Consider the following 26,507-nt stretch of genomic DNA (forward strand, 5'->3'; position numbering starts at 1 on the left):
GGCCTACGATCGTCACACGAAAGCACTGCCGGGGTGCCTCACGACAGCGTAACTTGGGGCCCTCCCGGTTCGAGCGAAGCCGAGAACCTGGGGAGTCCCGAGACGCCCGCCGAGTGCAGCCACCACCCACTGGCACCGCCGCCACCACCTGCCCGTGTACCGACCGCCGAGGGGTCCCGTTCCGTGAGCCTGCATCCCACCCTCCAGCCCTACGCCGACGCCTGGAACCACTCCGTCGAGGCGATATCCGAGCTGGTGCAGCCCCTCGTGGAGGCCGACTGGAACCGGCGGACGCCGTGCCCGGGGTGGTCGGTCCGTGACGTGGTCTCCCATGTCATCGGGCTGGACTCCGAGATGCTGGGCGACCCCCGCCCCATCCACGCGCTGCCGCGCGACCTGTTCCACGTCACCAACGACCAGCAGCGCTACACGGAGATGCAGGTCGACGTGCGCCGCCACCACACGGCGCCGGAGATGACCTCCGAGCTGGAGTACATGATCATCCGCCGCAACCGTCAGCTGCGGAACGAGTCGCGTGAACCGGCCGCGAAGGTGCGTGGCCCGCTCGGTACGGAACTCACGCTGGAGGAGTCCATGCGCCGGCACGCGTTCGACGTGTGGGTGCACGAGCAGGACCTGCGCGCGGCCCTCGGCCGCCCCGGCAACCTCGACTCCCCCGGCGCGCACATCGCCCGCGACGTGCTGCTCGCCGAGCTGCCCCGGGTGGTGGCCGAGCTGGCGCAGGCGCCGCGCAGCTCGGCCGTGGTCATCGACGTCCACGGGCCCGTGGAGTTCCTGCGCACCATCCGCGTCGACTACCAGGGCCGCGGCACGCTGGAGACCGCTCCCGCGCTCGGCCCCGCCGTCACCCTCACCCTCGACTGGGAGACGTACGTGCGCACGGCCTGCGGCCGGGTGACGCCGGAGGCGGTGTCGGACCGGGTGAAGACGGAGGGCGACCCGGACCTGGCGGCGGCGATCCTGCGGCACTTCGCGGTGACTCCGTAGGGTCCGGGCGGACCCGGCGCGCCGGGCCCGGGAGGTCGTTGCCGGGCCCGGCGCGCCGCGTCCGCGGCCGCATCCGGCCTCACACCGGCACGTGCACGTTCTCCACCCGGGCGGCGACGAGCCGCTCCCGTTCCCTGCGCGCCGCCTGCCCGCGCAGCCGCAGGATCTGGGTGACCCCGAGGGCCTGGAGGACGAAGACGGCGGAGAAGGCGACGGCGTAGTCGTCGCCGGTGGCGTCCAGCAGGACGCCGACGGCCAGCAGGGTCGTGATCGAGGCGGTGAAACCGCCCATGTTGGTGATGCCTGCCGCGGTTCCCTGCCGCTCCGGCGGATTCACCGGGCGGGAGAAGTCGAAGCCGATCATCGAGGCCGGACCGCAGGCGCCCAGCCCCGTGCACAGCACCACCAGCAGCCACATCGGCGCCGTCTCGGCGGGGTGGAGCAGCGCGGCCGCCCACAGCAGCGCCGTCGCGCCCACGGTGATGAGCACCAGCGGCATCCGCGCGCCGTGGTTCCGGGCGATGACCTGGCCGTATACGACCCCGAGGACCATGTTGGACAGCACCACGAGGGTGAGGAGCTCACCGGCCGTGGCCCGGGACAGCCCCTGTGCCTCGACGAGGAACGGCATGCCCCACAGCAGCAGGAACACCATCCCCGGGAACTGGGTGGAGAAGTGCACCCACATCCCGAGCCGGGTTCCCGGTTCCCGCCAGGAGGCCGCGATCTGACGGCGCATGGAGGCGGCGCCCTGGTGCGGGGCGGGCTCCGGTCCGTGGCCCTCGGGGTGGTCCTTGAGGAACAGCACGAGCAGGACGAGCACCACGACCCCGGCGAGCGCACTGCCCGCGAAGGCGGCCGTCCAGCCGATGCCGTGCAGCAGCCGGGCCAGGACCAGCGTGGAGACGAGATTGCCCGCCATCCCGGCCAGCGCGGCGAACTGCGCGATCAGCGGACCGCGCCGGGCCGGGAACCACCGGCTGCCCAGCCTCAGCACGCTGATGAACGTCATGGCGTCCCCGCAGCCGAGCAGGGCGCGGGAGGCGAGCGCCATGCCGTACGTCGGGGAGAACGCGAACCCGAGTTGCCCGACCGTGAACAGCACGGCACCGATGCCCAGCACCTTCTTGGTGCCGAGCCGGTCGACCAGCAGGCCGACGGGTATCTGCATGCCCGCGTAGACCAGCAGCTGGAGGATGGAGAAGGTGGACAGGGCGGAGGCGTTGACGTCGAACCGGTCGGCCGCGTCGAGACCGGCCACGCCCAAGGACGTACGGAAGATGACCGCGACGAAGTAGACCGCCACACCCACCCCCCACACCGCGAGGGCGCGTCGTCCGCCCAGGGGGTCCCCGGGCGGACGGGTGCTCGGGGCACCTCCGTTCGCGCGGGTCATCGCACTTCCCCCCGGGCCAGGTGGGAGAACCAGCCGACATGCCGGTTGACCACGCCGGCGGCCGCCTCCGGGTCCCCCGAGCGCAGCGCGTCGAGGATCTCCCGGTGCTCGGCGAGGGTCTTGGCGACGCGGTCGGGGTGCGACTGCATGACGGCGACGCCCATGCGCAGTTGGCGGTCGCGGAGCTGGTCGTAGAGGCGGGAGAGGATCTCGTTGCCGCCGCTGCGGACGATCTCCGCGTGGAAGCAGCGGTCGGTGACGGACGCGGCGGCGAAGTCACCGGCGGCGGCCTCTTCCCGCTGCCGGGCGAGCAGTTCCTCCAGGCGCTCGAGGAGCCCGGGGGGCGCGGGCACGGCCTTGCGCACCGCGTGTTCCTCGACGAGCAGCCGGGTCTCGACGACGTCGGCGATCTCCTGCGCGGAGACGGGCAGGACGAGGGCGCCCTTCTTCGGGTAGAGCCGGATCAGCCCTTCGGCCTCCAGCCGCAGCAGCGCCTCGCGCACCGGTGTGCGCGAGACCCCGACGGCCTCGGCCAGCTCACCCTCGGTCAGGAGGACGCCGCCCTCGTAACGGCGGTCGAGGACGCCCTGTTTGACATGGGTGTAGACGCGATCGGCGGCAGGGGGTTGCTTCACCGGGGTCAGACTCATGCCGACAGGATAGATACAACACGTACCCATGGGATTGTCCGTCCAGGATGCGGACCCGGACCCCGAAGCCGCCCGCCCCCCGCGCACAACCATCCGCGCCAGGTATGCGTCAGAATTGTGCGGCCCCTGCCGGCCGCGCCTCAACTCGGCCGCACCACTAGGGCATTCAACGCAATCGGGGTACCTTACTTGAATACCGTCATTCAGGGCATCCGTATCCGCAGAGCCGTCGGCGTCGCCGTGACCACTGGCGCCGTGCTGGCCTCCGGAGCCCTCTACGCGGCGCCCGCGCAGGCCGCCGCCAAGCCCACGATCGCCGCCAAGGGCGGCTACGTGATGAACAACGGGACCGGCAAGTCCCTCTACACCAAGGCCGCCGACACCCGTCTCTCGACCGGTTCCACGACGAAGATCATGACCGCGAAGGTCGTGCTCGCGCAGAAGAACCTGAACCTCGACGCCAAGGTCACGATCCAGATGGCGTACAGCGACTACATCGTCGCGAACAACGCGTCGTCCGCCCGGCTGATCGTCGGCGACAAGGTCACCGTGCGCCAGCTGCTGTACGGGCTGATGCTGCCGTCCGGCTGCGACGCCGCGTACGCCCTGGCGGACAAGTTCGGCACCGGCACGACGCGGTCCGCGCGCGTGAAGTCCTTCATCGGCAAGATGAACGCCGACGCGAAGAAACTGGGCCTGAAGAACACCCACTTCGACTCGTTCGACGGCATCGGCAAGGGCAACAACTACTCCACGCCGCGCGATCTGACGAAGATCACGAGCAGCGCGCTGAAGAGCGCCAACTTCCGCGCGATCGTCAAGACGAAGAGTTACACGGCGAAGACCACCACGAAGACGGGCGGCACCCGCACGATGGCGCCGTGGACCAACACCAACGGTCTGCTCAGCAGCTACAGCGGCACGATCGGCGTGAAGACCGGCTCGGGCCCGACGGCCAAGTACTGCCTGGTCTTCGCCGCGACGCGGAACGGCAAGACCGTCATCGGCACGGTCCTCGCCTCCACCTCGTCCGCCCAGCGCGAGACGGACGCCAAGAAGCTCCTGAACTACGGCTTCAGCGCCTGACCCACTGGAACACGCAAGGGGTCCACGATTCCGCGTGGGCCCCTTCTCCATGCCTCGCACCGCCGTCGGCCATGCACACTCCCGTCGGCCGGAACAGCGGTTTCGACCTCATTCGCTCGCAGTCGTGAACATCCTCGAACCGGCTGGCATATTCGCTCCGCCCCGCTCTACGTTCCGCGGCGGAGGTGGTTCGCATGAACGAACCCGGCAAACGACCGAAGCACGTCGAGCAGCACGAGGCGATCGACGTCAGCGACTTCGTCTACGCGGCGACCGGCGCCCGGGTCCGGAGGCTGACGCTGCCGGACGGAAGCCACTGGTTCCCGGCGGTGGACGTCTGCAAGGAACTCGGACACACCAACTCTCGGAAGGCTCTCGCCGACCATGTCCCCGACGAGCACCGAGAAATGCTCGAGACCGTAACTGGAGGTTACGGTCTCAGCATTCCCGCAGGTAGAGGGTGGCGTCGAGACTTGCACGTCATCTCTCTCCAAGGACTCATCCTGCTCGTCAACGCCTGCACCAAACCGGCCTGCGCACCCTTCAAGCAGTGGGTCGCCGAAGTCATCGAGACCGTGCAGCGCGAGGGGTACTACTCCCTCGACGAGGCCGAGGTGCAGTCACCCGAGCCGGGTGCCCCCATCGCCTACGCCATGCCGGAACAGGTCGCCGAGGCCATCGTCCGGCTGGAAGCGCACAACCTTCAGCTGGACGAGGAGCTGGCCGACGGGCAGCGCGAATCGATCGCTTTGCACAAGGAGACGCTGGCCCTGCAGAGGGAGGTGCTGGCCGCACAGCAGGGCACGCTCGCCGTGCAACAGGCCACCCTCGCCGTGCAGCAGGCCATGGTCCGGGCGATGGAACGGATCGCGGACCGGTTCGACTCCCTCGTCCTCGACCGCCGGCCGCCCCAGGCCCACCTCACCGCGCCGCCCACCACCGAAACGGTCCTGGCCGGCTGGCGGCAGCGGCTGTCCGTGACGGAGGACGTGTGGACGGTGGCCGTGGTGATCGCCCCGGTACTCGTCGAGCAGGGTGAACTGCGCGAGCCGCTGGAGTCGATCGCCGCCCGTACGGGACTTTCCGTGCACCGCGTCAACGAATGCCTCCGGCTGCTGCGCAAGCACGCCTGCATCCGCTCGCGGGGCGGGACCGAGGACGGGGCTCCGGTGTACGTGCTCCATCAGGACTGAGGGACCGGTACGGCAGGAGGGGCGTCGCAATCCGAAGTTGCGGCGCCCCTCCTGTGGTGAACCTAGTGGTTCGTGGGCGTCAGGCCCAGCTGATCAACCGTTTCGGCTGTTCCAGGATCGCGGCCACGTCGGCCAGGAACTTGGAGCCGAGTTCGCCGTCGATCAGGCGGTGGTCGAAGCTCAGGGCGAGGGTGGTGACCTGACGGGGCTTCACCTTGCCCTTGTGGACCCACGGCTGGAGCTTGATCGTGCCGACGGCGAGGATCGCGGACTCACCGGGGTTGAGGATCGGCGTGCCCGTGTCGACGCCGAAGACGCCGACGTTGGTGATCGTCACCGTGCCGTTCTGCATCGCGGACGGGGAGGTCCTGCCCTCCCTGGCCGTGGACACCAGCTCGCCCAGGGACTCGGCGAGCTGCGGCAGCGTCTTGGCGTGGGCGTCCTTGACGTTCGGGACGATCAGGCCGCGCGGGGTGGCCGCCGCGATGCCCAGGTTGACGTAGTGCTTGACCACGATCTCCTGGGCCGCCTCGTCCCACGAGGCGTTGACCTCGGGGTTGCGTCTGATCGCGACCAGCAGGGCCTTGGCGATCAGCAGCAGGGGGCTCACCCGCAGGCCGGTGAACTCCTTGTCCTGCTTGAGCTCCTCGACCAGTTTCATCGTGCGCGTCACGTCGACCGTCACGAACTCCGTGACATGCGGTGCGGTGAACGCCGAGCCGACCATCGCGGCCGCCGTCGCCTTGCGGACGCCCTTGACCGGGATGCGGGTCTCGCGCGCCGTGTCGTACGACACCGGGGCTGGCGCCGGAGCCGGGACCGGGGCGGCCGGGGTGGCTGCCGGGACCGCGGGTGCCGGGACCGCGGCCACCGCCGCATGGACGTCCTCGCGGGTGATGATGCCGTCCGGACCGGTCGGGGTGACCGTCGTCAGGTCGACGCCGAGGTCCTTCGCCAGCTTGCGCACCGGCGGCTTGGCCAGCGGGCGTTCCCGAGGAGCGGCGGGGGCGCCGTAGCCGTTCAGTTCCGTCTGGACGGGTGCCGCCTCCTGCTGGGCGTGGGCGGCGGCGGTGTCCGGAGCCGTCTTGCGCGGGCGGCGGCGCGTCGAGGACGTCGCCACGCCGTAGCCGACCAGGACCGGCTGACGGGCCGGGGGCTCGGCCGCCGGCTCCTCCGGCGCCTGCTCCGGCTCGGCGGCCGGGGCGGGTGCCTCCACCGCCGGTGCCGCGCCGCCCGAGACGTCCACCGCGATGATGGACGTGCCCACGTCCACCGTGGTGCCCTCGGGGAAGTGCAGATCGCGGACCACGCCGGTGTAGGGGATGGGGAGTTCGACGGCGGCCTTCGCCGTCTCGACCTCGCACACCACCTGCCCGTCGGTGACCGTGTCACCGGGCTGGACGTACCACTTGAGGATCTCGGCCTCGGTGAGGCCCTCGCCCACGTCCGGCATCTTGAACTCGCGTACGGACGCGTTCGTCATCGTCGTCACGACCCTCTCCCTCAGTACGCCATCGAGCGGTCGACGGCGTCCAGCACCCGGTCCAGGTCCGGGAGGTAGGACTCCTCCAGGCGGGCCGGCGGGTACGGGGCGTGGTAGCCGCCCACCCGCAGGACCGGAGCCTCCAGGTGGTAGAAGCAGCGCTCCGTGATCCGCGCGGCGATCTCCGCGCCCGAACCGAAGAACACCGGCGCCTCGTGGACGACGACCAGACGGCGGGTCTTCTCCACCGACGCCTGGATCGAGTCGAAGTCGAGCGGGGAGACCGAGCGCAGGTCCAGCACCTCCAGGGAGCGGCCCTCCTCGGCGGCGGCGTCCGCGACCTCCTGACAGAGCTTGACCATCGGCCCGTAGGCCACCAGCGTCAGGTCGGTGCCCTCGCGGACCACGCGCGCGGTGTGCAGCGGTCCGGGGATCGCCTCGGTGTTGACCTCGGCCTTGTCCCAGTAGCGCCGCTTGGGCTCGAAGAAGATCACCGGGTCGTCGCTCTGGATGGCCTGCTGCATCATCCAGTACGCGTCCGACGCGTTGGACGGGGAGACCACCTTCAGGCCCGCCACGTGGGCGAACAGGGACTCCGGGGACTCGGAGTGGTGCTCGACCGCGCCGATGCCGCCGCCGTAGGGGATGCGCACCACGACGGGGAGCTTCACCTTGCCCAGCGACCGGGCGTGCATCTTCGCCAGCTGCGTGACGATCTGGTCGTACGCCGGGAAGACGAAACCGTCGAACTGGATCTCGACCACCGGGCGGTAGCCGCGCAGGGCGAGGCCGATCGCCGTGCCGACGATGCCCGACTCGGCGAGCGGGGTGTCGATGACGCGGCTCTCACCGAAGTCCTTCTGCAGCCCGTCCGTCACCCGGAACACGCCGCCGAGCTTGCCGACGTCCTCACCCATGACGAGGACCTTGGGGTCGGTGTCCAGGGCACGGCGCAGCGACTCGTTGATCGCCTTGGCCAGGGCCATGTTCTTGGATGTCACGGTCTCCGCCATGTCACTTGCCCCCGTCCGTGTCGTCGAACGACGCCTGGTAGGCGGCGAACTGCGCCCGCTCCTCGTCGACGAGGGCGTGGCCGTCCGCGTACGCGTTCTCGAAGATGGCGAAGTGGTCCGGGTCCGGCATGGCACGGACCACTTCGCGCACTCGTTTGCCCAACGTCTCGCTCTCGCTCTCCAGTTCCGCGAAGAATCCCTCGTCCGTGTGGTGTGCGGACTCCAGGTAGCGGCGAAGGCGCAGGATCGGGTCCTTGGCCTCCCAGGCGGCCCGCTCGTCGTCGTGGCGGTAGCGGGTGGGATCGTCGGAGGTGGTGTGGGCACCCATGCGGTAGGTGAACGCCTCGATCAGCGTCGGCCCCTCACCGCCGCGGGCCCGCTCCAGGGCCCACCGGGTGACGGCGAGGCTCGCCAGCACGTCGTTGCCGTCCACCCGCACGCCCGGGAAGCCGAAGCCCTGCGCGCGCTGGTACAGCGGGACGCGGGACTGTTTCTCGGTCGGCTCGGAGATCGCCCACTGGTTGTTCTGGCAGAAGAACACCACCGGGGCGTTGTAGACCGCGGAGAAGGTGAACGCCTCGGCCACGTCGCCCTGGCTGGAGGCGCCGTCGCCGAAGTAGGCGATCACCGCGCTGTCCGCGCCGTCCTTGGCGATGCCCATCGCGTAGCCCGTGGCGTGCAGCGCCTGGGAGCCGATGACGATCGTGTACAGGTGGAAGTTGTTGCCGTTCGGGTCCCAGCCGCCGTTGTTGACGCCGCGGAACATGCCGAGCAGGTTGGTCGGGTCCACACCCCGGCACCAGGCGACGCCGTGCTCCCGGTAGGTGGGGAAGACGTAGTCGTCGTCGCGCAGCGCCCGGCCGGAGCCGATCTGCGCCGCCTCCTGGCCCAGCAGCGAGGCCCACAGGCCCAGCTCGCCCTGGCGCTGCAGCGAGGTCGCCTCGGCGTCGAAGCGGCGGGTGAGCACCATGTCGCGGTACAGGCCGCGGAGGTCCTCGACGGTGATGCCCTCGACGTACTGGTCGAACTCGGCGTTCTTGACGCGCTCGCCCTCGGGCGTCAGCAGTTGCACGAGGTGGGGCTCGGCACTCTTCACCGCGCCGCCGGCCTTCTTCGCCGCGGTGGCCTTCTTGGCGGTGACGGGCTTCCTGGCCGTGGTGGCCTTCTTCGCCGCGGTGGTCTTCTTGCCAGTGGTACTGGTGGTGCGTTTGGTGCCGGTGGCGCCGGTGTTGCTTCCGGCGCTGCGTCGCGGTGCGTGCGCGGCAGTGCTCTCCACGGTCACGTGTGCTCCTCCGTCGGTCCGACCCCCGGGGTTGCCGGTAGGTCTGGGGTCCTCCTCCAGCTCGTCGAAGCCTGGGGAAGGCTCACCTCTTCTCGACCACGGGCACGGGGTGGGTGCCGCTCGGCCGGGAACAGGCGTGACAGGTGCCCCGGCGAGCGACCTGCAACAAGCACGTTACCCAGTGCGCCACATTTCTGTGAAACCCTCCCTGACCTGGGATTTTGCTTGGATTTCCAAGTAAATCGGAAAGGCCGGGAAGGCGCGCTGGTCACAGCCTTGCAGGAGGCCGGAGCAACGGCACGTTATCCCGGGGACCCCGGGCTCGGGAAGGGCTGGGTGTCGCGCCCCGCTCCAGAATGAGCATGTAATGCGACTAATGGGTACCGAGCGAGACGATTCCCAGCTCACAGGGGTGTGTGAGGGGCGGTCGTCCGGCGGGGTGCCGCGCTCACGTGGACCGCCCCGCGCTTCACGCGCCCCCCATCGGGCGCAGCGGCACGCCGAGCGGCGCCCGCCGCGCGGGGCACGTGGGGCGGGTGCGGCGGTGTCCACCCGTTCAGCCCGCTCGACCGGGGCGGGGTGGGGCTCCACTGCACTGCGGTGCGCCGTGTGGAGTGGGGGCCGTCTCGGCGGCTCCCGGAGGCGCTCACGGGGCGGGGCGGGCACGAGGCCCGCCCCCAGAGTCAGCCGCCGGTCAGCCGCCGGTCACGGCGCCGATGTCTCCGCCACCCTCCGTACCACCGCTGACCGGGCCGCCGTCCGCGCCGCCCGCCCCCGGGTCGGTCTCCGGCGGTGGCGGCGGTTCCTCGTTCGTCTCCGTCTCCGTCGGCGTGGTCGGGTCGTTCGTCGGGTCGTTCGTCGGGTCCTCGGGCTGCGACTGGTCCTGCGACGGCGTCGGGTTGTACGACGGGGGCCAGTTGTTGTTGTTACCGCCGGACCCGTTGCCGTTGCCGTAGCCGTTGCCGGTGCCGGTGTCCGTGTTGCCCGGCACCTGCGGCTCCTCGGTGGCGTCGTCGCTCGGCGACTCGCTGGGCTTCTTCTCCTTCTCCTCGCTGGACTGCGAGGAGCTCGGGGACTTGGTCGGCGGGTCGGATTCCTTGTCCGCGCCATCGTTGCTCAGTGCCAGGGCGACACCCGCCGTGATGGCGATCACCGCGAGCACCGCGAGGATCCACAGCTTGCCGCGGCCGCTGCCCTGGCTGCCGCCGCCCTCGAAGCCGCCGTCGTCCCCGCTCCCGTACCGGTTGGGCAGGATCGGCTGCGGGATGGCCGCGGTGCCGGTGGTGTCCGGGTGCGGCATCGCCGTCGTACCGGCGAAACCGGCCGACGGGGTGTGCCGGCCGTCGTGCACGTCGACCACGCCGGTGTTCCAGGTGCCGGTGTGTCCGCCCTGGTCGTAGAGCATCTGCAGCCCGTACTGGATCAGCCCGCGCATCTCCTCGGCCGTCTGGAACCGGTCGTCCGGCTCCTTGGCGAGTGAGCGCATGACAAGCCCGTCCAGCTCCGGCGGGCTGGCGTCCGAGACCTCCGACGGGGGCGTGGGGATGTCCTGCACGTGCTGGTAGACCACGGACAGCGGCGTCTCACCGGTGAACGGGGGCCGCAGCGCCAGGAGTTCGTACAGCATGCAGCCGGTCGCGTACAGGTCGGACCGGTGGTCGACGGCCTTGCCGAGCGCCTGCTCCGGCGAGAGGTACTGCGGGGTGCCCATGACCATGCCGGTCTGCGTCATCGTCGTGGACGCGCCGTGCATCGCGCGGGCGATGCCGAAGTCCATCACCTTCACGGCACCGTTGTGGGTGATGATGACGTTGGCGGGCTTGATGTCGCGGTGCACGATGCCGTGCTGGTGCGAGTAGGCCAGCGCCTCCAGCACACCGGAGACGATGATCAGCGCCTGTTCGGGGCCGGGCGCCTCGGCGTTGAGCAGGAGATCACGGATCGTGCGGCCCTCGACGATCTCCATGCCGATGTACGGCACGGCCTGGCCGCCCACCGTGTCCTCACCGGAGTCGTACACGGCGACGATCGCGTGGTGGTTGAGACCGGCCACCGACTGCGCCTCACGCGTGAAACGCGCTTTGGCGATCGGGTCCTCGGCGAGGTCGGCACGCATGAGTTTGACCGCGACCGTACGCCCGAGGCGCACGTCCTCGGCGGCGAACACCTCGGCCATGCCGCCCCGGCCGAGTCGGTGCGTCAGCCGATAACGGCCGTCGCCGATGAGCCCGCCGTTACCCCAGTTGTCCGGCGCGTCCGACATTCCGCCGCCAGTCGCCTCGGGGTCGGACGGGCCCTGAGCGCGCTGCTGCTGTGCCATCGGTCCTCGCCGTCGTTTCTGCCCGCGGTGCGCGCGGTGTTGTCACGGTCTCCGTCGGCCACGCTACAGCCTCTGCAGGGGCCTCCGGTCCGAGACGGGTTTGCCAGGACCAGCACGGGACGGACCGGCCATGAAACCCTTTCTCCGTACCGTCATGCAAATTCTGCGTACCAGGTGGCGCTTCGGCCACACGTCCCCGGTAACGCTTCCGCGACGCTTCTTTTCCGTACCGTCACGGAACGGGCCCCCTGCTTGACGTGTCAGTGGCCTGCGGCAGACTTGGCCGGGAATAGCGCATTCGATCTACCTGGATCCACAAGGCATCGGTCGACGACGGCAGCGCCGGAGAGGCTACGGGGGACGCGGAACATGAGCCAGGACGGCGCACAGGGCCACAACGCGGGGCGGGCGCTCGCCGGCGGCCGCTACCGACTGCGGGACCTGCTCGGCCGGGGCGGCATGGCCTCGGTCCACCTCGCGTACGACAGTGTGCTCGACCGCCAGGTCGCCATCAAGACCTTGCACACGGAACTCGGCCGGGAGCAGGCCTTCCGCGAACGCTTCCGCCGCGAGGCCCAGGCCGTGGCGAAGCTCACGCACACCAACATCGTCTCGGTCTTCGACACCGGCGAGGACGAGGTGGACGGCATGACGATGCCGTACATCGTCATGGAGTACGTCGAGGGCCGCCCGCTCGGCTCCGTGCTCGACGAGGACGTACGGCAGCAGGGCGCGATGCCCGCCGACAAGGCGCTGAAGATCACCGCCGACGTGCTGGCCGCCCTGGAGATCAGCCACGAGAAGGGCCTGGTCCACCGGGACATCAAGCCGGGCAACGTGATGATCGACAAGCGCGGCGTGGTCAAGGTGATGGACTTCGGCATCGCCCGCGCCATGCAGTCCGGCGTGACGTCGATGACGCAGACCGGCATGGTCGTCGGCACCCCGCAGTACCTCTCGCCGGAGCAGGCGCTCGGCCGGGGCGTCGACGCGCGCTCCGACCTGTACTCGGTCGGCATCATGCTCTTCCAGCTGGTCACCGGGCGGCTCCCGTTCGACGCGGACTCGCCGCTGGCCATCGCGTACGCGCACGTGCAGGAGGAACCGCCGCTCGCCTCCTCGGTCAACCGCGCACTTCCCCCGGCCGTCGACGCGCTGATCACCCGCGCGCTGAAGAAGAACCCGAACGAGCGTTTCCCCAGCGCCGAGGCCATGCGCGGCGAGTGCCTGCGGGTGAGCCAGTCCGTCCAGGCGGCCCCGCCGAGCATCGTCCCCGGTCCCCAGGGGCAGAGCGGCTCGGGCGTCGGCTCCGCGGTGTTCCCGCCGGTCGACCAGTCGTCGGCGCCGGGGGTCCAGGGCAGCGTCCAGACGCCGTACCAGCCGGCCCCGCACCCGAACCCGTACGGCACTCCGGCCCCCGCGCCGTCCCCTCCGTCTGTGGGGTACGGCTATCCGCAGCAGAGCGGCTACCAGACGCCCCACCCGTCGCCGTACGCCCCGCAGCAGGGCGGCCCGTCGACCCCGCCGCCGTACAGCCTGACACCCCAGAACCCGACTTCGGGCGGTTCGGGCCGCGGCAGGAACAACAAACCGGTGATCATCGGCTCGATCGCCGTGTCCGTGCTCGCCGTCGGCGGCCTGGTCGCGGCACTGCTGTCCAACGGCGGGGGGAACGGCGGCAACCGGGGCGGCGGGGGCAGCTCCCCGTCGGTGTCCGCGCCCGCCGAGAAGGAAGCCGGCCACCGGGGGCCCGACCCGTCCAGGACGATCGACCCGGACGAGTGCACGGAGCCGAAGGAGTCGTACAACGACCCCGACAAGATCGAGATCCCGAAGCTGAAGTTCAAGTACATCAAGTCGGTCAAGGAGTGCTTCCAGGAAGCCGGCTGGGACCTGGACGTGCGCGACGTCAACGAGAACACCTACGGCGAAGGAACGGTCATGAACCAGTTCCCCGCCGCGGGCACGGCCGTCGACCCCGCGGACATGCCCAAGATCCAGCTCTACGTCTCCACGGGCAACCCGCCGTCCGCCTGACCGGGCACCCCCGGGTACGGCTCGGGTGAAACAGGTGAGAACAGGTGAAAGGGGCCCGGCCTCCGGGCCGGACCCCTTTTGTGTCCATGTGCTGTGTTCATGTACCGCGGGGTTCATGTACCGCGGGGTTCATGTGCCGCGGCGGGGCGGCTACAGGTACGGGCCGCCTACGCGGCCGCCCATCGGGGGTTCCTCCTGGCCGCCGTCGCCCATGCCCGGCGGGAGGGCGCGACGCATCTGCTCCAGCTGGGCACGCGCGGCCATCTGCTGGGCGAAGAGCGTGGTCTGGATGCCGTGGAAGAGGCCCTCCAGCCAGCCCACCAGCTGGGCCTGCGCGATCCGCAGTTCGGCGTCGCTCGGGGTCGCCTCGTCCGTGAAGGGCAGGGAGAGCCGCTCCAGCTCCTCGACCAGCTGCGGCGCGAGCCCGTCCTCCAGCTCCTTCACCGAGCTGGCGTGGATCTCCTTGAGCCTCGCCCGGCTGGCCTCGTCCAGAGGGGCCGCGCGCACCTCCTCCAGCAGCTGCTTGATCATGCTGCCGATCCGCATGACCTTCGCGGGCTGCTCCACCTGCTCCGTCACCGGAACCTCGCGGGAGTCCTCGTCCCCGGTGCCGCCACCGAGCGCCATGCCGTCCTGGCCGACGACCAGTACCTGCGGATTGTCCGGCGACCGTTCGTTCCTCGGCATCTCCATACGGCCATTCTCTCGCACGCCCACCGCACACTTCCGGGCCCCCCTGACGGGGGTATCCGTAATGCCGGGTGCGCGGCGGAATGGGAACCTGTGGGAGTCCATCCGGCTCATCTAGCCGACGGTGCGAACGGGCACCGGCCCGGCGCGGGAGGTCACGGCCGTGACTCCATGGCTGCGTGTAGTGGGGGCGGGGGTCGCCCTGCGAGCGGGCATCGCGCTCGGGGTGACGGCAGGAGCGGGGGTGATGATGCCGTACGGTCCTGCCCTGGCGCCTTTCGGTACGACCGCGGCCTTCGGGGCCGAGAGAGCGGTCACCGGACACCAGGAGGCGCCGGACGAGCACACCGGCGCGCCGCACCGCGAGCCCCTGTCCTCTCCTCTCCCCGCACCCCTCTCCCCGCTCTCGCCCCTCTCCTCCTTCTCGCCCTTCTCCCCTTTCTCCCCTTTCTCGCCCCTCTCGCCCCTCTCTCCCCCCTCGTCTGCGGAGTCGCCGTCGCCGACGCCCTCCGCCGAGCCCTCCAGGGCCGGAAGCCGGCCGGGAGAAGGACGGAGTCGGCCGGGGCGGGAGGTGCCCGAGACGACGGAGTCGAGCGAGGAGACGGGGAAGACCGGCGGGCACCGGAAACCCGGGGAGCCCGGGACGCCTGAGGAATCCGGGAGGTCCGGGAAAGCGGATCCGCGGGGCGGACACGACGGCGGACCACGGGACAGCGGAGGCGGGGCCGACCGCGGCGGTGTGGGCGTGGTGCCGAAGGAGGCGGGCCTCGGGGACGGCACGCACGCCGGGGAGCCGAAGGAGGCGGGCACCGGTGTTCTGCCCGAAGCCTCGGGCGCCGCGAACACCGCAGCCGGTACGCGCGTGCCCGAGGAAGGCGACGTCGGCGCCACCCGCCGGGCGCCGGAGTCGGGGGAGGCCGTTCCGCTGCCCTCCGGGGCCTCGCAGAGTCCCGCGTCGAACACCACCACCGGCGCGGAGCCCAAGGTGCGCATCCTGCCGCTGGGGAGCGGGCTGGTCCTCATGGGGCTCGGGCTGGGGCTGGCGTTCGTGGGCCTGAGACTCCGGCGGAGCTGAAGCCCCGGGCCCACGCATCCAGTGGTCCGGCGGCCCTACGGCGCGACCAGCAGCACCTTGCCGACGTGGCCGCTCTCCTCCACGACACGGTGGGCCTCGGCCGCCTCCGGCATCGGGAGCTCACGGTCGACGACGGGACGGACATGGCCGTCGGCGATCAGGGGCCACACGTGTTCCCGGACGGCCGCGACGATCGCCGCCTTCTCCTCCAGCGGCCGGGCGCGCAGTGACGTCGCGCTGATCGCGGCGCGCTTGCGCAGGAGGGCGCCGATGTTCAGTTCGCCCTTGACGCCGCCCTGCATGCCGATGATCGCGAGCCGGCCGTTGACCGCGAGGGCCTGGACGTTACGGTCCAGGTACTTGGCGCCCATGATGTCGAGGATGACGTCCGCGCCCGCGCCGCCGGTCGCCTCCTTCAGCTCGGCGACGAAGTCCTGTTCGCGGTAGTCGATCAGGATGTCGGCACCCAGTTCGGCGCAGCGGTCCAGCTTCTCCTTGGTTCCGGCGGTGACGGCGATCCTGGCGCCGACGGCCTTGGCGAGCTGGATGGCCATGGTGCCGATGCCGCTGGACCCACCGTGCACGAGCAGGGTCTCGCCGGGGCGGAGATGGGCCACCATGAAGACGTTCGACCAGACCGTGCAGACCACCTCCGGGAGCGCCGCCGCCTGCTTGACGTCGAGCCCCTCCGGGACGGGGAGCAGCTGTCCGATGGGGACGGCGACCTGCTGGGCGTAGCCACCGCCGGCGAGCAGCGCGCAGACCTCGTCACCGACCGCCCACCCGGTCACACCGGGTCCGAGCGCGGTGATCCGCCCGGAACACTCCAGGCCGGGGTAGGGGGAGGCGCCGGGCGGGGGGTCGTAGAAGCCCTGCCGTTGGATGATGTCGGCGCGGTTGACGGCACCGGCCACCACCTCGACGAGCACCTCGCCCGGTCCGGGGACGGGATCGGGGACCTGCTCCCACACCAGCGCCTCGGGTCCACCGGGTTCGGGAATCGTGATCGCATACATGGGTGCGACGCTACCGGGGTTCACGCGTAGTGCGCCGACGTTCACCCCGGTGGTGTGGCGAATCCGGCGGGTGCGACGCAGAGCTCCGGCGGATCGTTCCGGCGGAGCCGGAATTCGGCCCATCGCGTCGGTCGTGATGCTCACCGTGGGCGTGGTCCTCGGCTACCGCCCGGACGGTGGGGCCTGCGGTCAGTCCCGGGGGAGCGGGCGCATGTCGGGCGCCACCTGCCTGGCCGGCGTCCTCCGCACGATCGTGATCAGCCGGTCGGTCAGCTCGAGCGTCCCGACGTTCGCGTCGTCGTAGCCGAGCAACCGGTGCCCGCGCAGGACGCTCACCACCAGATCGTCGACCTCTCGCGGCGTCTTGCCCACCTCGGCCTTTATGACCGGCCGTTCGACCATGTCGAGCCCGGTGCCCTGCTGGATGAGGTCCTCCATCACCACGCCGGCCGCGGGGCTGAGCAGCGACAGCCCGAGCAGCCGGCCGGCCGCGCTGGCGCTGGTGATGACCGCGTCGGCGCCGGACTGCTTCAGCAGCGGAGCGTTCTCCTCCTCGCGCACCGCGACCGCGATCTTCGCGCCGCGGTTGAGCTGTCGGGCCGTCAGCGTCACCAGCACAGCGGTGTCGTCGCGCTGTGTGGCGATGATGATCTGCTTCGCCCGGTACACCTCGGCCCGCTTCAGCACCTCGCTGCGCGTCGCGTCCCCTATGACGCCCGCGTATCCGTCGGCCGCGGCGGCTTCGATCGCCTTGTCGCTGGGGTCGACCACCACGACCTGCTCCTTGCGGAGCCCCGTCTTGCAGATGGTCCGGATCGCGGACCTGCCCTTCGTGCCGAATCCGACGACAACGGTGTGATCACGCAACGTGGACCTCCAGCGGTTCAGTCGCCACTCCTCCCGGGTGCGTTCGGTGAGGGCTTCGAGGGTGGTGCCGACCAGGATGATCAGGAACATCACGCGCAACGGTGTGACGACGAGGATATTGGTCAGCCGGGCACTGTCGCTGACCGGCGTGATGTCGCCGTATCCCGTGGTGGAGAGGGTGACGGTCGCGTAGTAGAAGGCATCGAGGAAGTCGAGGGTGCCGTCGGCGCCGTCGTTGTAGCCGCCGCGGTCGAGGTACACGATCAACGCCGTCACCACGAGGATCAGCAAAGCCATGGACAGCCGTTTGGTGACCTGGCGGATCGGGTGCTCGAGCACCTTCCTCGGCAGCTTCACCCGATGTGTCACCAAGTGCTCGTCCGCCTGGCGAGCAATGGCGTCCTGACCCGAAAGTTTCACGTGAAACACACCCCGATTCCCCCGGACGCCCAGGGGAGGTCGAGCAGTTCCGCCTCCTGCCGGGGCCGCGTACCGCCCGGCGGTACGACGGCGAGGGCATCGGCCGCCGCGATGCCGCGCAGCATGGCGGGACCGTTGTAGTGCAGCGGCAGGGCGATGTCCCCGCGCAGCGCGACGGGGATGAGCCGGGTGTCGTGCGGATGCCCGTGGACCGCGTCCCGCAGCGGCATCGTGTACGGCTCGGGAGCCGGGCGGGCCGCGAGGGTACGCAGCAGGGGTTCGGCGAGCGTGAGCAGCCCGGAGACGGCGGCGAGGGGGTTGCCCGGCAGACCGACGAGGTGCTGGTTCTCCTTGGTGCGGGCCAGGAGCATGGGGTGCCCGGGGCGCACCTCGACCCCGTCCACCAGGAGTTCGGCCCCGATACGGCTCAGCGTCGGGTGGACGTGGTCGACCGGGCCTGCGGCGGTGCCGCCGGTGGTGACGACGAGATCGGCATCGGATTTCGTGATCGCCTTGTGCAGCGTGTGCGCGTCGTCGCGGACCCGGCGGACCGCGGTGACCTCGGCGCCGAGTGCGCGCAGCCAGGGCGGCAGCATCGGACCGAGCGCGTCCCGGATCAGCCCGTCGTGCGGAAGGCCCGCCGTGAGCAGCTCGTCGCCGAGGACCAGGACCTCGACGCGGGGCCGGGGGAATGCGCTGAGGGTGTCGTATCCGGCGGCCGCGGCGAGGCCCAGCACGGCGGGCGTCACCAGGGTGCCGGCCGACAGCAACTGGTCGCCGCTGCGGCATTCCTGGCCGCGGGGACGGATGTCCTGACCGTGCGCGACCGTGGCGGCGTGCCCGGCCTGGGCCGTGCCGCCGCTCCGGGGCGCGGCGGCGTGCAGGCGGCCCTTGGCGTCGGTGCGACCATGTTCGCTGCGGAGGACGGCGGTGGTCTCCGGGGGGACCCGGGCGCCGGTGGCGATCCGGGCGGCTTCGCCGTCGGTGAGCGGCGTGTGCGCGGCGTGCCCGGCGAGGACGCCTTCCTCCCGCACGGTCCAGGGGCCCGGGCCGGAGACCGCCCAGCCGTCCATGGCCGAGGTGTCGAAGGAGGGCAGGTCGGTGAGGGCCGTGAGGGGGGCGGCCAGGGTGAGGCCGAGGGCGGCGTCGAGCGGCACGGAGACCGGGGCGGCCCGGGCGCGGTGGGCGGCACGGCTTCCGGTGCCGTTGCGGGCGGTGCCGTTGCGGCCTGCGCGCTCGGCGATGGCGCGGGCGTCGGTCCAGGGGACGCCGTGGCGGCGTGGGCGGTGCGCGGAGGGGGCGTGCCCGGGGGTGCGGCCGGGGGTGCGGCCGGAAGCTTCGTTCACGAGGGCGAGAGCCTCCTCCACGTCGAGATCATCGGCGTCCTCGGCGTCCTCGGTTTTCCTGGTGCTCTCGGCGCTCTCGGCGCTCTCGGTGTCCTCGTCGGCTCGGGCGTCGGGCGCGGTCATCGGGCGTCCGGACTCGTGCCGGGAGCGGCGTCGGGGGCGGCAGGGGTGACGTCGGGGGTGTCCTCGTCGGCCCAGCGGGTGGCGAGGGCCGCGGCCTTGCGGACGGCCTCGGCCACGGCTTCCCGGTCACCGCCCGCGCGGGCCGCCGCGTAACCGACGAGGAAGGTGGTCAGCGGCGCCGCCGGCCTGGCCACACCGTGGGCGGCGTCACGGGCGAGGTCGAGGAGTACGCCGGTGTCGACGTCCAGATCGATGCCCAGCTCGTCCTTGACTGCGGTAATCCATTCATCCAACACGTGTCCATGCTCCCTGATGCGTGCTCTGGCGGCGGCGATGTCGTCCCAGGTGTCGCAGTCGAAGGACGCCACCGGGCCGAAGATCCGGGTGAGGTCGAGCGAGCCGGTCAGCCGGCGCAGCGGCAGTCCGGCCAGTCGGCCGTGCCGTTCGCCGAGTGCGGCGAGTTCGCGGCGCAGGGCCGCTGTGCGGTACGCGGCCACGAGTGGCTGGTCCCGGCCGTCGGCGTCGGTCAGTACGACCCCGTCGGCCGGGCTCGTACGGAGGGTGGTCAGCAGCTCGTCGACCGTGCGGTCGTCGAGGAAGGGCAGGTCGGCGGAGAGCAGCACGACGTACGCCGCGGTGCTGAGCCGGATCCCGGCGTCGAGCGCGGCGAGCGGGCCGCCGCCCGTCGGCTCCTCGCGCGCCCAGAGCACGGGCCGGGGGGTGGGGCGGGGGTCGGCCACGACCACGGTGGTGCGGGCGTCGGCGCAGGCCGCGAGCACCCGGTCGAGCAACGCCCGGCCGCCCACCCGCACACCGGGCTTGTCCGCGCCCCCGAGCCGTCGGGCACCGCCACCGGCGAGCACGAGGGCGTCGTACGCGGCGGGCTCGAGCGGCACCGCCGCATCCGGCACGGGGTCACGGCCCCGGTCCCGCTCGCGGTCTCGGTCCCGCTCTCGGTCACCAACGGCATCGGGTCCGGTACCAGGAGCACCCGGGAGCTCGTACTCGGTCACCCCTCGAGTATGCGTGCCCCCGCGATCACGGGGAACGCGGGGGCACGGTGTCCGGGAACGGACACGGCAGGGAGAACCGGACCTCACAGCGTCCGCAGCAGCACCGCCGGTTGCTCCACGCAGTCCGCCACATGGCGCAGGAAACCACCCGCCGTGCCGCCGTCGCAGACCCGGTGGTCGAAGGTGAGCGAGAGCTGCACGACCTGTCGCACCGCCAACTCGCCCTCATGGACCCAGGGCTTGGGGACGATGCGGCCGACGCCGAGCATGGCGGCCTCGGGGTGGTTGATGATCGGGGTGGAGCCGTCGACGCCGAAGACGCCGTAGTTGTTCAACGTGAAGGTTCCGCCCGTGAGTTCGGCGGGGGTCAGTGTCCCGGACCGGGCCGCCCCGGTCAGCCGGGCGAACTCCGCGGTGAGCGACTCCGCGTCCCGCGTGTGCGCGTCCCGGACGACGGGGACGACCAGCCCCCGCTCGGTCTGCGCGGCGAAACCGAGATGTACGGCCGCGTACCGGACTACCTCCCTGGCCTCCCTGTCCACGGAGGAGTTGAGCTCGGGGAAGCGGGCCAGCGCGGCGGTGCAGATCCGGGCCAGCAGGGCGAGCACGGAGATCTTCGGACCGCCCGAGGCGTTCATCGCGGCCCGTGCCCGCATCAGCTCGGTCGCGTCGGCGTCCACCCAGCAGGTCGCGTCCGGTATCTCGGTGCGGCTGCGGGAGAGCTTGTCGGCCACGGCACCGCGGATGCCCTTGAGGGGGACTCGGACGTCACCATCGGCATCCGGGACCGCGGTACCGGCGGCCGGCGTGGGGGCCTGCGCCGTCCGCGCGTGCGGCTCGGTGGCGGCTGTCCGGTCCTTGCGGACCTGCTGCACGCCGACGGCCCGGAGCGCGTGCTCCACGTCCGCCCGCAGGATCAGCCCCTCGGGCCCTGAGCCCGTCATCTCCCTCAGGTCCAGGCCGTTCTGCCGGGCCAGCCTGCGCACCAGGGGTGAGATCACGGGGACCGGGCCGTCCAGCACCCCGGCCGCGGGCGTGGTGCGTGGGGCAGGCGTGGTGCGTGGGGCGGACACCGGCTGTCCCGGCCGCACCCTGCGGCGCCGGGCCGGGGCCTTCGAGGTGCCGTACCCCACCAGGACGTTGCCGGAGGCCTCGCTCGAAGCGGTGGGCCGGCGGTCCTCACCCGGTGTCCGGTCGGCGTCCGGTCCGCCCACGGCCACCGTGAGCAGCGGGGCGCCCACCGGCAGTTCGGTGCCCTCCTCGCCGAAGCGGGCGGTGACCACCCCCCCGTACGGGCAGGGCACGTCCACCATCGCCTTGGCCGTCTCGACCTCGACGACCGGCTGGTCGATGGTGACGACATCGCCCACCTCGACCAGCCAGCGCACGATTTCCGCCCCGGTGAGCCCCTCACCGAGGTCGGGGAGCTTGAACTCCAGCACCTGTGCCATCAGTTCTCGGCCTCCCACTGCAGACGCCCCACGGCGTCCAGGATCCGGTCCACGCCGGGCAGGTGGTGACGCTCCAGCATCGGCGGCGGATACGGGAGGTCGAACCCGGCCACCCGCAGCACCGGTGCCTCCAGATGGTGGAAGCAGCGCTCCGTGACCCGGGCCGCGATCTCCCCGCCGGGACCGCCGAAGCCGCCCGACTCATGGACGACGACCGCGCGTCCCGTCCGCCGCACCGAGGCGCACACCGTCTCGTCGTCGAACGGCACCAGGGAGCGCAGATCGACGACTTCCAGGTCCCAGCCCTCGGCCCGGGCCGCCTCGGCCGCCTCCAGGCAGACGGGAACGGACGGCCCGTACGTGACGAGCGTGGCGCTCCGACCGGAGCGCCGCACCACCGCACGGCCTATCGGTTCGACGGATGCCGGCTCCTCGGGGTCCCAGGAGTCCTTCGACCAGTACAGCCGCTTGGGCTCGAGCAGGACGACCGGGTCGTCGGAGGCGATGGCGGCGCGCAGCAGTCCGTAGGCGTCCGGGACGGTCGCGGGCGTGACGACATGGAGCCCCGGAGTCGCCATGTAGTACGCCTCGGAGGAGTCGCTGTGGTGCTCGACGCCGCCGATGCCACCACCGTAGGGGACACGGATGGTGAGCGGCAGGGGCATCCTGCCGCGCGTGCGGTTGCGCATTCTGGCGACGTGCGACACCAGCTGCTCGAACGCCGGGTAGGCGAACGCGTCGAACTGCATCTCCACGACCGGCCGCAGACCGTACATCGCCATGCCGACGGCCGTGCCGAGGATGCCCGCCTCGGCCAGCGGAGTGTCCGTGCAGCGGTCCTCGCCGAACTCCTGGGCGAGTCCGTCGGTGATACGGAAGACACCGCCGAGGGTGCCCACGTCCTCGCCCAGGACGTGCACGGACGGGTCCTCGGCCATGGCGTCGCGCAGCGCGCGGGTGAGTGCCTGCGCCATGGTGGCCGGTGTGGTGGCGACGGTGGTCATCGCTGCCTCTCTTCCGGCTCGGCCCCGGCCTCGGCCGCCAGCTCGGCCCGCAGCTGCTCCCGCTGCTCCAGCAGCTGGGGGGTGGGCTCGGCGTAGACGTGGGCGAACAGGTCCATGGGGTCGAGCGCGGGGTCCTGGTTCATGCGTTCCCGCAGGTCGGCGGCCATGGCTTCGGCGTCCTGGCGGGCGGCGGCGACACAGTCGTCGTCGAGCAGGCCGCGCCGGGTCAGCTCCTGTTCCAGGAGCACGACGGGGTCGTGCTTCTTCCATGCCTCCACCTCGGCGTCGCCGCGGTAGCGGGTCGCGTCGTCGGCGTTGGTGTGGGCCTCCACGCGGTAGGTGATCGCCTCGACCAGGGTCGGGCCGCCGCCTCCGCGCGCGTGGCGGACGGCGTCGGCCAGGACCTCGTGGACGGCGGCGGCGTCGTTGCCGTCGACCAGCCGGCCGGGCATGCCGTAGCCGACGGCCTTGTGGGCCAGCGACGGGGCCGCGGTCTGCTTGGCGAGCGGAACGGAGATCGCGAAGCCGTTGTTCTGGACGAAAAAGACCACCGGGGCCCGCCACACGGCGGCGAAGTTCAGCGCCTCGTGGAAGTCGCCCTCGCTGGTGCCGCCGTCGCCGACCATGGCCAGCGCGACCACGTCGTCGCCCTTGAGGCGGGCGGCGTGCGCGAGTCCGACGGCGTGCGGCAGCTGGGTGGCGAGCGGGGTGCTCAGCGGCGCGACCCGGTGCTCGTAGGGGTCGTAACCGGTGTGCCAGTCGCCGCGCAGCAGGGTGAGCGCCTGCACGGGGTCCACTCCGCGTGCGACGACGGCGAGCGTGTCGCGGTAGCTCGGGAAGAGCCAGTCCTGCTCCTGCAGGACCAGCGCGGCGGCGACCTCACAGGCCTCCTGGCCGGTGCTGGAGGGGTAGACCGCGAGACGGCCCTGCTTGGTGAGGGCGGTGGCCTGCGCGTTGTAGCGGCGGCCCCTCACCAGTTCCGCGTACAGCCGGCGCAACAGCTCCGGGTCGGCCCGGTCGGCCTCCTCGGTGCCGAGCACCCGGTACGGCTCCGCGTCGGGCAGCAGCGGCGCGGGGTCGGTACGGGGCTGCCAGGCGGGCGGCGGGGTCGGCTGATAAGCGCCCCGCTGCTCCATGACCGTCATGACGGCACCTCCTCGTGGGAGCGGCTGTGGAGGCGCGGCGTCTGTGACGCGCCTCACCAACCGATTGTTCGGTCGCCGGTGCATTTTGGCTACGGGTGGCACCAGGCTGTGGACAAACGGTTCTCCACAGCCTGAGATGGACGCAGTACGTCCATGACGGAGAGGCGGGGGCGCGTGTCGTCTGAACAAATGGCCGAAGGACCGGGGGGCACCGGACCGCTGCCGCCCGCACGCCCCCTGGACGCCATAGACCAGGACATCCTGCGCATGCTCCAGGCGGACGGCCGCGCCTCGGTCCGGTCGGTCGCCGAACGGGTCCACGTCTCGCGCGCCAACGCCTACGCCCGGATCAACCGGCTCGTGGAGGACGGCGTCATCCGCGGCTTCGGCGCCCGCGTCGACCACGAACGCGCCGGCCACGGCACGTCCGCGTACATCACCCTGAAAATCGTCCAGAACACCTGGCGCACGGTCCGCGAGCAGCTCAGACAGCTCCCCGGCGCCTCCCACATCGCCCTGGTGGGCGGCGACTTCGACGTGCTGCTCCTGGTGCACACGCCGGACAACCGGACGTTGCGCGAGCTGGTGCTGACCCGGCTCCAGGCGATCCCCGAGGTGCTCAGCACCCGCACCCTGCTGGTGTTCGAGGAGGAGGACCTGGAACCGCAGGGGTGAAGCGGGACCGGCCGCGGGGCGACGGCCCGGTCAGGCGGCCCTGCGCAGTCCCGAGAAGGCCAACTGGACCACCGCGTCGGCCACTTCGCGCTCGCTGGTGCCGCGCCCGTCGGGCCGGTACCACTCGACGAGCGAGTTGACCATCCCGAAGACCAGCCGGGTCGCCAGGCGCACCTCTATGTCGCCGCGCACGTCCCCCTCCGCCGCCGCGGCCCTCAGCAGGCCCGCCACCCGGTGGTCGAACTCGCGCCGCCGCTCCAGGGCCCACCGCTCGGTGTCCGTGTTGCCGCGCACCCGCAGCAGCAGCGTCACGTAAGGGAGTTCCGCGATCAGGACCTCGACCGTGCGCCGCACCACGTACTCCAGCCGCTCGGCGGCCCGCCCCACGCACGCGTGCTCCTCGTCGAGGATGCCGAAGAGACCGTCCAGCGCCCGGCTCACCGCACGCCGCAGCAGTTCCTCCTTGCCCGCCACGTGGTGGTATATCGACGACTTGGAGATGCCCGCCGCCTTGGAGAGGTGCTCCATCGAGGTGCCGTCGTAGCCACGCTCGTTGAACACCCGCACGGCGACGGACAGCAGGGTCTCCGGGGTGTACGTGTCACGCCTGGCGGTGGTCATGGGGTGCCCTCCCGCTTGTCGGCGGCGCACGCGTACCGGTAGAGCGCGAGGGACGGCGCGTAGCGGCCGGACGGATCGATCTCGTGCAGTTCGTCCAGAAGGGAGCCGGCCCAGCCGCGGCCGAGGCGGCGGCTCCACTCGAAGGGCCCGAGAGGGTAGTTCACACCCGACCGCATCGCGGTGTCGACGTCCTCCTCGGTGGTCACCCCCTTGGCGACGGCCTCGACCGCCAGGTCGATGATCCGCGCCACCGTGCGGGCGACGATCATGCCGGGGACGTCGCCGATGACGCTGACCTTCTTGCCGAGCGCCTGGAACAGGCCGATGGCCTCGGCGACGGTCCGCGGGGAGGTGTCCTGGGAGTGGGACAGGGCGATCCGGCCGGCTTCGCGGTAGTCGAGGGCGAGATCGAAGTAGACGACGTCGCGGAACTCCACCGACGTCTGACCGTCCGCGAGCACCAGCTGACCACCGCCGGGCAGCACCAGCCAGGTGCCGTTGTCCTCGTCCTCCGCGCGGACCTCGATGCCCGCCTCCCGGATCAGTGCGAGCAGGTCCGAGGCCGGGCCCAGATCCCCCTCGGCGACCACGTACGCGGGTGGCGCCGCCTGCTCCGCGGTGTGCGGCTCGGGACGCCCGGCACCGTCCGCGCGGTCGGAGTGATCGGAATAGTCGTACCATCCCCGGCCGCTCTTGCGGCCGAGACGGCCGGACTCGACCAGCCGGCGCTGGGCCAGGGAGGGCGTGAAGCGCACGTCCTGGAAGAAGGCCTGCCACACCGAGTGGGTGACGGACTCGTTGACGTCCTGCCCGATGAGGTCGGTCAGTTCGAAGGCGCCCATGCGGAAGCCTCCGGACTCGCGCAGCACCGCGTCGATCGTGGCCGGGTCGGCCCCCTGGGACTCGTACACCGCGAAGGCCTCGGCGTAGAAGGGCCGGGCGACCCGGTTGACGATGAAGCCGGGGGTGTCGGCGCAGGCCACCGGCGTCTTGCCCCAGGCGCGGGCCGTCTCGTACGCGCGCGTGGCGTGCGCGACCTCGGTGGCGAAGCCGGAGACGACCTCGACGAGCGGCAGCAGCGGGGCCGGGTTGAAGAAGTGCAGGCCCACGAAGCGCCCGGGGGCTCTCAGCGCGCCACCGATGGCGGTGACCGACAGGGACGAGGTGTTGGTGGCGAGCAGGCAGTCGTCGCCGACGACGTCCTCCAGCGCGCGGAACAGCCCCTGCTTGACGTCCAGACGCTCCAGGACGGCCTCGACCACCAGGGCACAGTCCGCGAGCCCCGCGAGGTCGTCGACGGGCCGCAGACGGGCACGGGCCGCGTCCCGGTCGGCGGCGGTGAGCCGCTCCTTGGCCACCAGCCGGTCGAGCCGGGCCACGATCCCGTCGGCCGCTTCCCGGGCCCGGCCGGGAACGGCGTCGTACAGCCGCACGGGATGACCCGCGACCAGGGCGACCTGGGCGATGCCCTGGCCCATGGTGCCGGTGCCGACGACGGCCACGGGGCTGCTGAGGTCGAGTGCTGTCATGTGCGCGATCCTTCCGCACGAGCCGGTCCACAGATGCGGCGGACCCCTTGTCCCGACCGATCGT

The 26,507-nt window shown here is 71.5% G+C and carries 22 protein-coding genes; 6 read left to right on the forward strand and 16 right to left on the reverse strand.

What is annotated here, in order from left to right:
- Positions 1-183 precede the first annotated feature (183 nt).
- Positions 184-1,008, forward strand: coding sequence for a maleylpyruvate isomerase family mycothiol-dependent enzyme (locus ACTWJ9_RS16130; RefSeq protein WP_279334928.1), 825 nt, complete (start codon positions 184-186; stop codon positions 1,006-1,008).
- A 79-nt stretch (positions 1,009-1,087) separates the two neighbouring features.
- On the opposite strand, the gene ACTWJ9_RS16135 is transcribed toward ACTWJ9_RS16130, so the two are convergent.
- Positions 1,088-2,404 carry an MFS transporter gene (locus ACTWJ9_RS16135; RefSeq protein WP_279334929.1) on the reverse strand — a complete coding sequence of 439 codons (1,317 nt, stop codon included), beginning with the start codon at positions 2,402-2,404 and terminating at the stop codon, positions 1,088-1,090.
- Entirely contained in the window at positions 2,401-3,054 is a 654-nt protein-coding gene (locus ACTWJ9_RS16140; RefSeq protein ID WP_279334930.1) for a GntR family transcriptional regulator, read from the reverse strand. Before ACTWJ9_RS16140 ends, ACTWJ9_RS16135 begins: the two co-directional genes overlap by 4 nt.
- A gap of 189 nt (positions 3,055-3,243) precedes the next feature.
- On the opposite strand from ACTWJ9_RS16140, the gene ACTWJ9_RS16145 reads away from it, so the two are divergent.
- Together ACTWJ9_RS16145 and ACTWJ9_RS16150 are read left to right on the forward strand one after the other, a co-directional pair.
- Entirely contained in the window at positions 3,244-4,140 is an 897-nt protein-coding gene (locus tag ACTWJ9_RS16145; RefSeq protein ID WP_279334931.1) for a D-alanyl-D-alanine carboxypeptidase family protein, read from the forward strand.
- Between the two features lie 194 nt (positions 4,141-4,334).
- Positions 4,335-5,333 (forward strand): BRO-N domain-containing protein, encoded by a 999-nt coding sequence (locus ACTWJ9_RS16150; protein ID WP_387037266.1) that lies wholly within the window; start codon positions 4,335-4,337, stop codon positions 5,331-5,333.
- A 79-nt stretch (positions 5,334-5,412) separates the two neighbouring features.
- Here the strand turns inward: ACTWJ9_RS16150 and ACTWJ9_RS16155 are convergent, their stop codons facing one another.
- The 4 genes from ACTWJ9_RS16155 to ACTWJ9_RS16170 all read right to left on the reverse strand — a co-directional run bounded on the left by ACTWJ9_RS16155 (position 5,413) and on the right by ACTWJ9_RS16170 (position 11,431).
- Positions 5,413-6,825 carry a dihydrolipoamide acetyltransferase family protein gene (locus ACTWJ9_RS16155; protein ID WP_388704223.1) on the reverse strand — a complete coding sequence of 471 codons (1,413 nt, stop codon included), beginning with the start codon at positions 6,823-6,825 and terminating at the stop codon, positions 5,413-5,415.
- Between the two features lie 11 nt (positions 6,826-6,836).
- Complete coding sequence (locus ACTWJ9_RS16160; protein ID WP_279334934.1) at positions 6,837-7,829, reverse strand: alpha-ketoacid dehydrogenase subunit beta; 993 nt, start codon at positions 7,827-7,829, stop codon at positions 6,837-6,839.
- A gap of 1 nt (position 7,830) precedes the next feature.
- The gene (gene pdhA, locus ACTWJ9_RS16165) at positions 7,831-9,111 is read right to left on the reverse strand and encodes a pyruvate dehydrogenase (acetyl-transferring) E1 component subunit alpha (RefSeq protein WP_279334935.1); all 1,281 of its coding nucleotides are present in this window, start codon (positions 9,109-9,111) and stop codon (positions 7,831-7,833) included.
- A 694-nt stretch (positions 9,112-9,805) separates the two neighbouring features.
- On the reverse strand, positions 9,806-11,431 hold the full coding sequence (locus ACTWJ9_RS16170; RefSeq protein WP_443294359.1) for a protein kinase domain-containing protein: 1,626 nt from the start codon (positions 11,429-11,431) through the stop codon (positions 9,806-9,808).
- A 369-nt stretch (positions 11,432-11,800) separates the two neighbouring features.
- On the opposite strand from ACTWJ9_RS16170, the gene ACTWJ9_RS16175 reads away from it, so the two are divergent.
- On the forward strand, positions 11,801-13,468 hold the full coding sequence (locus ACTWJ9_RS16175) for a protein kinase domain-containing protein (protein ID WP_279334937.1): 1,668 nt from the start codon (positions 11,801-11,803) through the stop codon (positions 13,466-13,468).
- Between the two features lie 150 nt (positions 13,469-13,618).
- On the opposite strand, the gene ACTWJ9_RS16180 is transcribed toward ACTWJ9_RS16175, so the two are convergent.
- The gene (locus ACTWJ9_RS16180) at positions 13,619-14,161 is read right to left on the reverse strand and encodes a bacterial proteasome activator family protein (RefSeq protein ID WP_279334938.1); all 543 of its coding nucleotides are present in this window, start codon (positions 14,159-14,161) and stop codon (positions 13,619-13,621) included.
- Between the two features lie 742 nt (positions 14,162-14,903).
- Here ACTWJ9_RS16180 and ACTWJ9_RS16185 point away from each other — a divergent pair.
- Positions 14,904-15,233 (forward strand): hypothetical protein, encoded by a 330-nt coding sequence (locus tag ACTWJ9_RS16185; protein WP_387037271.1) that lies wholly within the window; start codon positions 14,904-14,906, stop codon positions 15,231-15,233.
- 35 nt (positions 15,234-15,268) lie between these two features.
- Here ACTWJ9_RS16185 and ACTWJ9_RS16190 read toward each other — a convergent pair whose 3' ends face one another.
- The 7 genes from ACTWJ9_RS16190 to pdhA (ACTWJ9_RS16220) form a co-directional block, all read right to left on the reverse strand.
- Entirely contained in the window at positions 15,269-16,249 is a 981-nt protein-coding gene (locus ACTWJ9_RS16190) for an NAD(P)H-quinone oxidoreductase (RefSeq protein WP_279334940.1), read from the reverse strand.
- 189 nt (positions 16,250-16,438) lie between these two features.
- Positions 16,439-17,536: a potassium channel family protein gene (locus ACTWJ9_RS16195; protein ID WP_279334941.1), complete on the reverse strand. Its 1,098-nt coding sequence runs from the start codon at positions 17,534-17,536 to the stop codon at positions 16,439-16,441.
- Entirely contained in the window at positions 17,533-19,005 is a 1,473-nt protein-coding gene (locus tag ACTWJ9_RS16200) for a molybdopterin molybdotransferase MoeA (protein ID WP_388704230.1), read from the reverse strand. The genes ACTWJ9_RS16195 and ACTWJ9_RS16200 overlap by 4 nt, the downstream gene beginning before the upstream one ends.
- Positions 19,002-19,901, reverse strand: coding sequence for a DUF6457 domain-containing protein (locus ACTWJ9_RS16205; RefSeq protein WP_443294360.1), 900 nt, complete (start codon positions 19,899-19,901; stop codon positions 19,002-19,004). The genes ACTWJ9_RS16200 and ACTWJ9_RS16205 overlap by 4 nt, the downstream gene beginning before the upstream one ends.
- 200 nt (positions 19,902-20,101) lie before the next feature.
- A complete protein-coding gene (locus ACTWJ9_RS16210) occupies positions 20,102-21,469 on the reverse strand; it encodes a dihydrolipoamide acetyltransferase family protein (protein WP_443294361.1) in 1,368 nt (455 codons plus the stop codon).
- Complete coding sequence (locus ACTWJ9_RS16215; protein WP_443294362.1) at positions 21,469-22,473, reverse strand: alpha-ketoacid dehydrogenase subunit beta; 1,005 nt, start codon at positions 22,471-22,473, stop codon at positions 21,469-21,471. The genes ACTWJ9_RS16210 and ACTWJ9_RS16215 overlap by 1 nt, the downstream gene beginning before the upstream one ends.
- Positions 22,470-23,618, reverse strand: a complete 1,149-nt coding sequence (gene pdhA, locus ACTWJ9_RS16220; RefSeq protein ID WP_443294363.1) for a pyruvate dehydrogenase (acetyl-transferring) E1 component subunit alpha — start codon at positions 23,616-23,618, stop codon at positions 22,470-22,472. Before pdhA (ACTWJ9_RS16220) ends, ACTWJ9_RS16215 begins: the two co-directional genes overlap by 4 nt.
- A 189-nt stretch (positions 23,619-23,807) precedes the next feature.
- Between pdhA (ACTWJ9_RS16220) and ACTWJ9_RS16225 the strand changes: the two genes are divergently transcribed.
- Positions 23,808-24,293, forward strand: a complete 486-nt coding sequence (locus ACTWJ9_RS16225; RefSeq protein WP_279334947.1) for an Lrp/AsnC family transcriptional regulator — start codon at positions 23,808-23,810, stop codon at positions 24,291-24,293.
- A gap of 30 nt (positions 24,294-24,323) precedes the next feature.
- Here ACTWJ9_RS16225 and ACTWJ9_RS16230 read toward each other — a convergent pair whose 3' ends face one another.
- Both ACTWJ9_RS16230 and ACTWJ9_RS16235 read right to left on the reverse strand, forming a co-directional pair.
- Positions 24,324-24,914 (reverse strand): TetR/AcrR family transcriptional regulator, encoded by a 591-nt coding sequence (locus tag ACTWJ9_RS16230; RefSeq protein WP_279334948.1) that lies wholly within the window; start codon positions 24,912-24,914, stop codon positions 24,324-24,326.
- Entirely contained in the window at positions 24,911-26,443 is a 1,533-nt protein-coding gene (locus ACTWJ9_RS16235) for a 3-hydroxyacyl-CoA dehydrogenase (RefSeq protein ID WP_443294364.1), read from the reverse strand. Before ACTWJ9_RS16235 ends, ACTWJ9_RS16230 begins: the two co-directional genes overlap by 4 nt.
- Positions 26,444-26,507: the final 64 nt, after the last annotated feature.

The sequence above is a fragment of the Streptomyces sp. GDS52 genome, from assembly GCF_052246875.1.
Classification (GTDB): domain Bacteria; phylum Actinomycetota; class Actinomycetes; order Streptomycetales; family Streptomycetaceae; genus Streptomyces; species Streptomyces cathayae.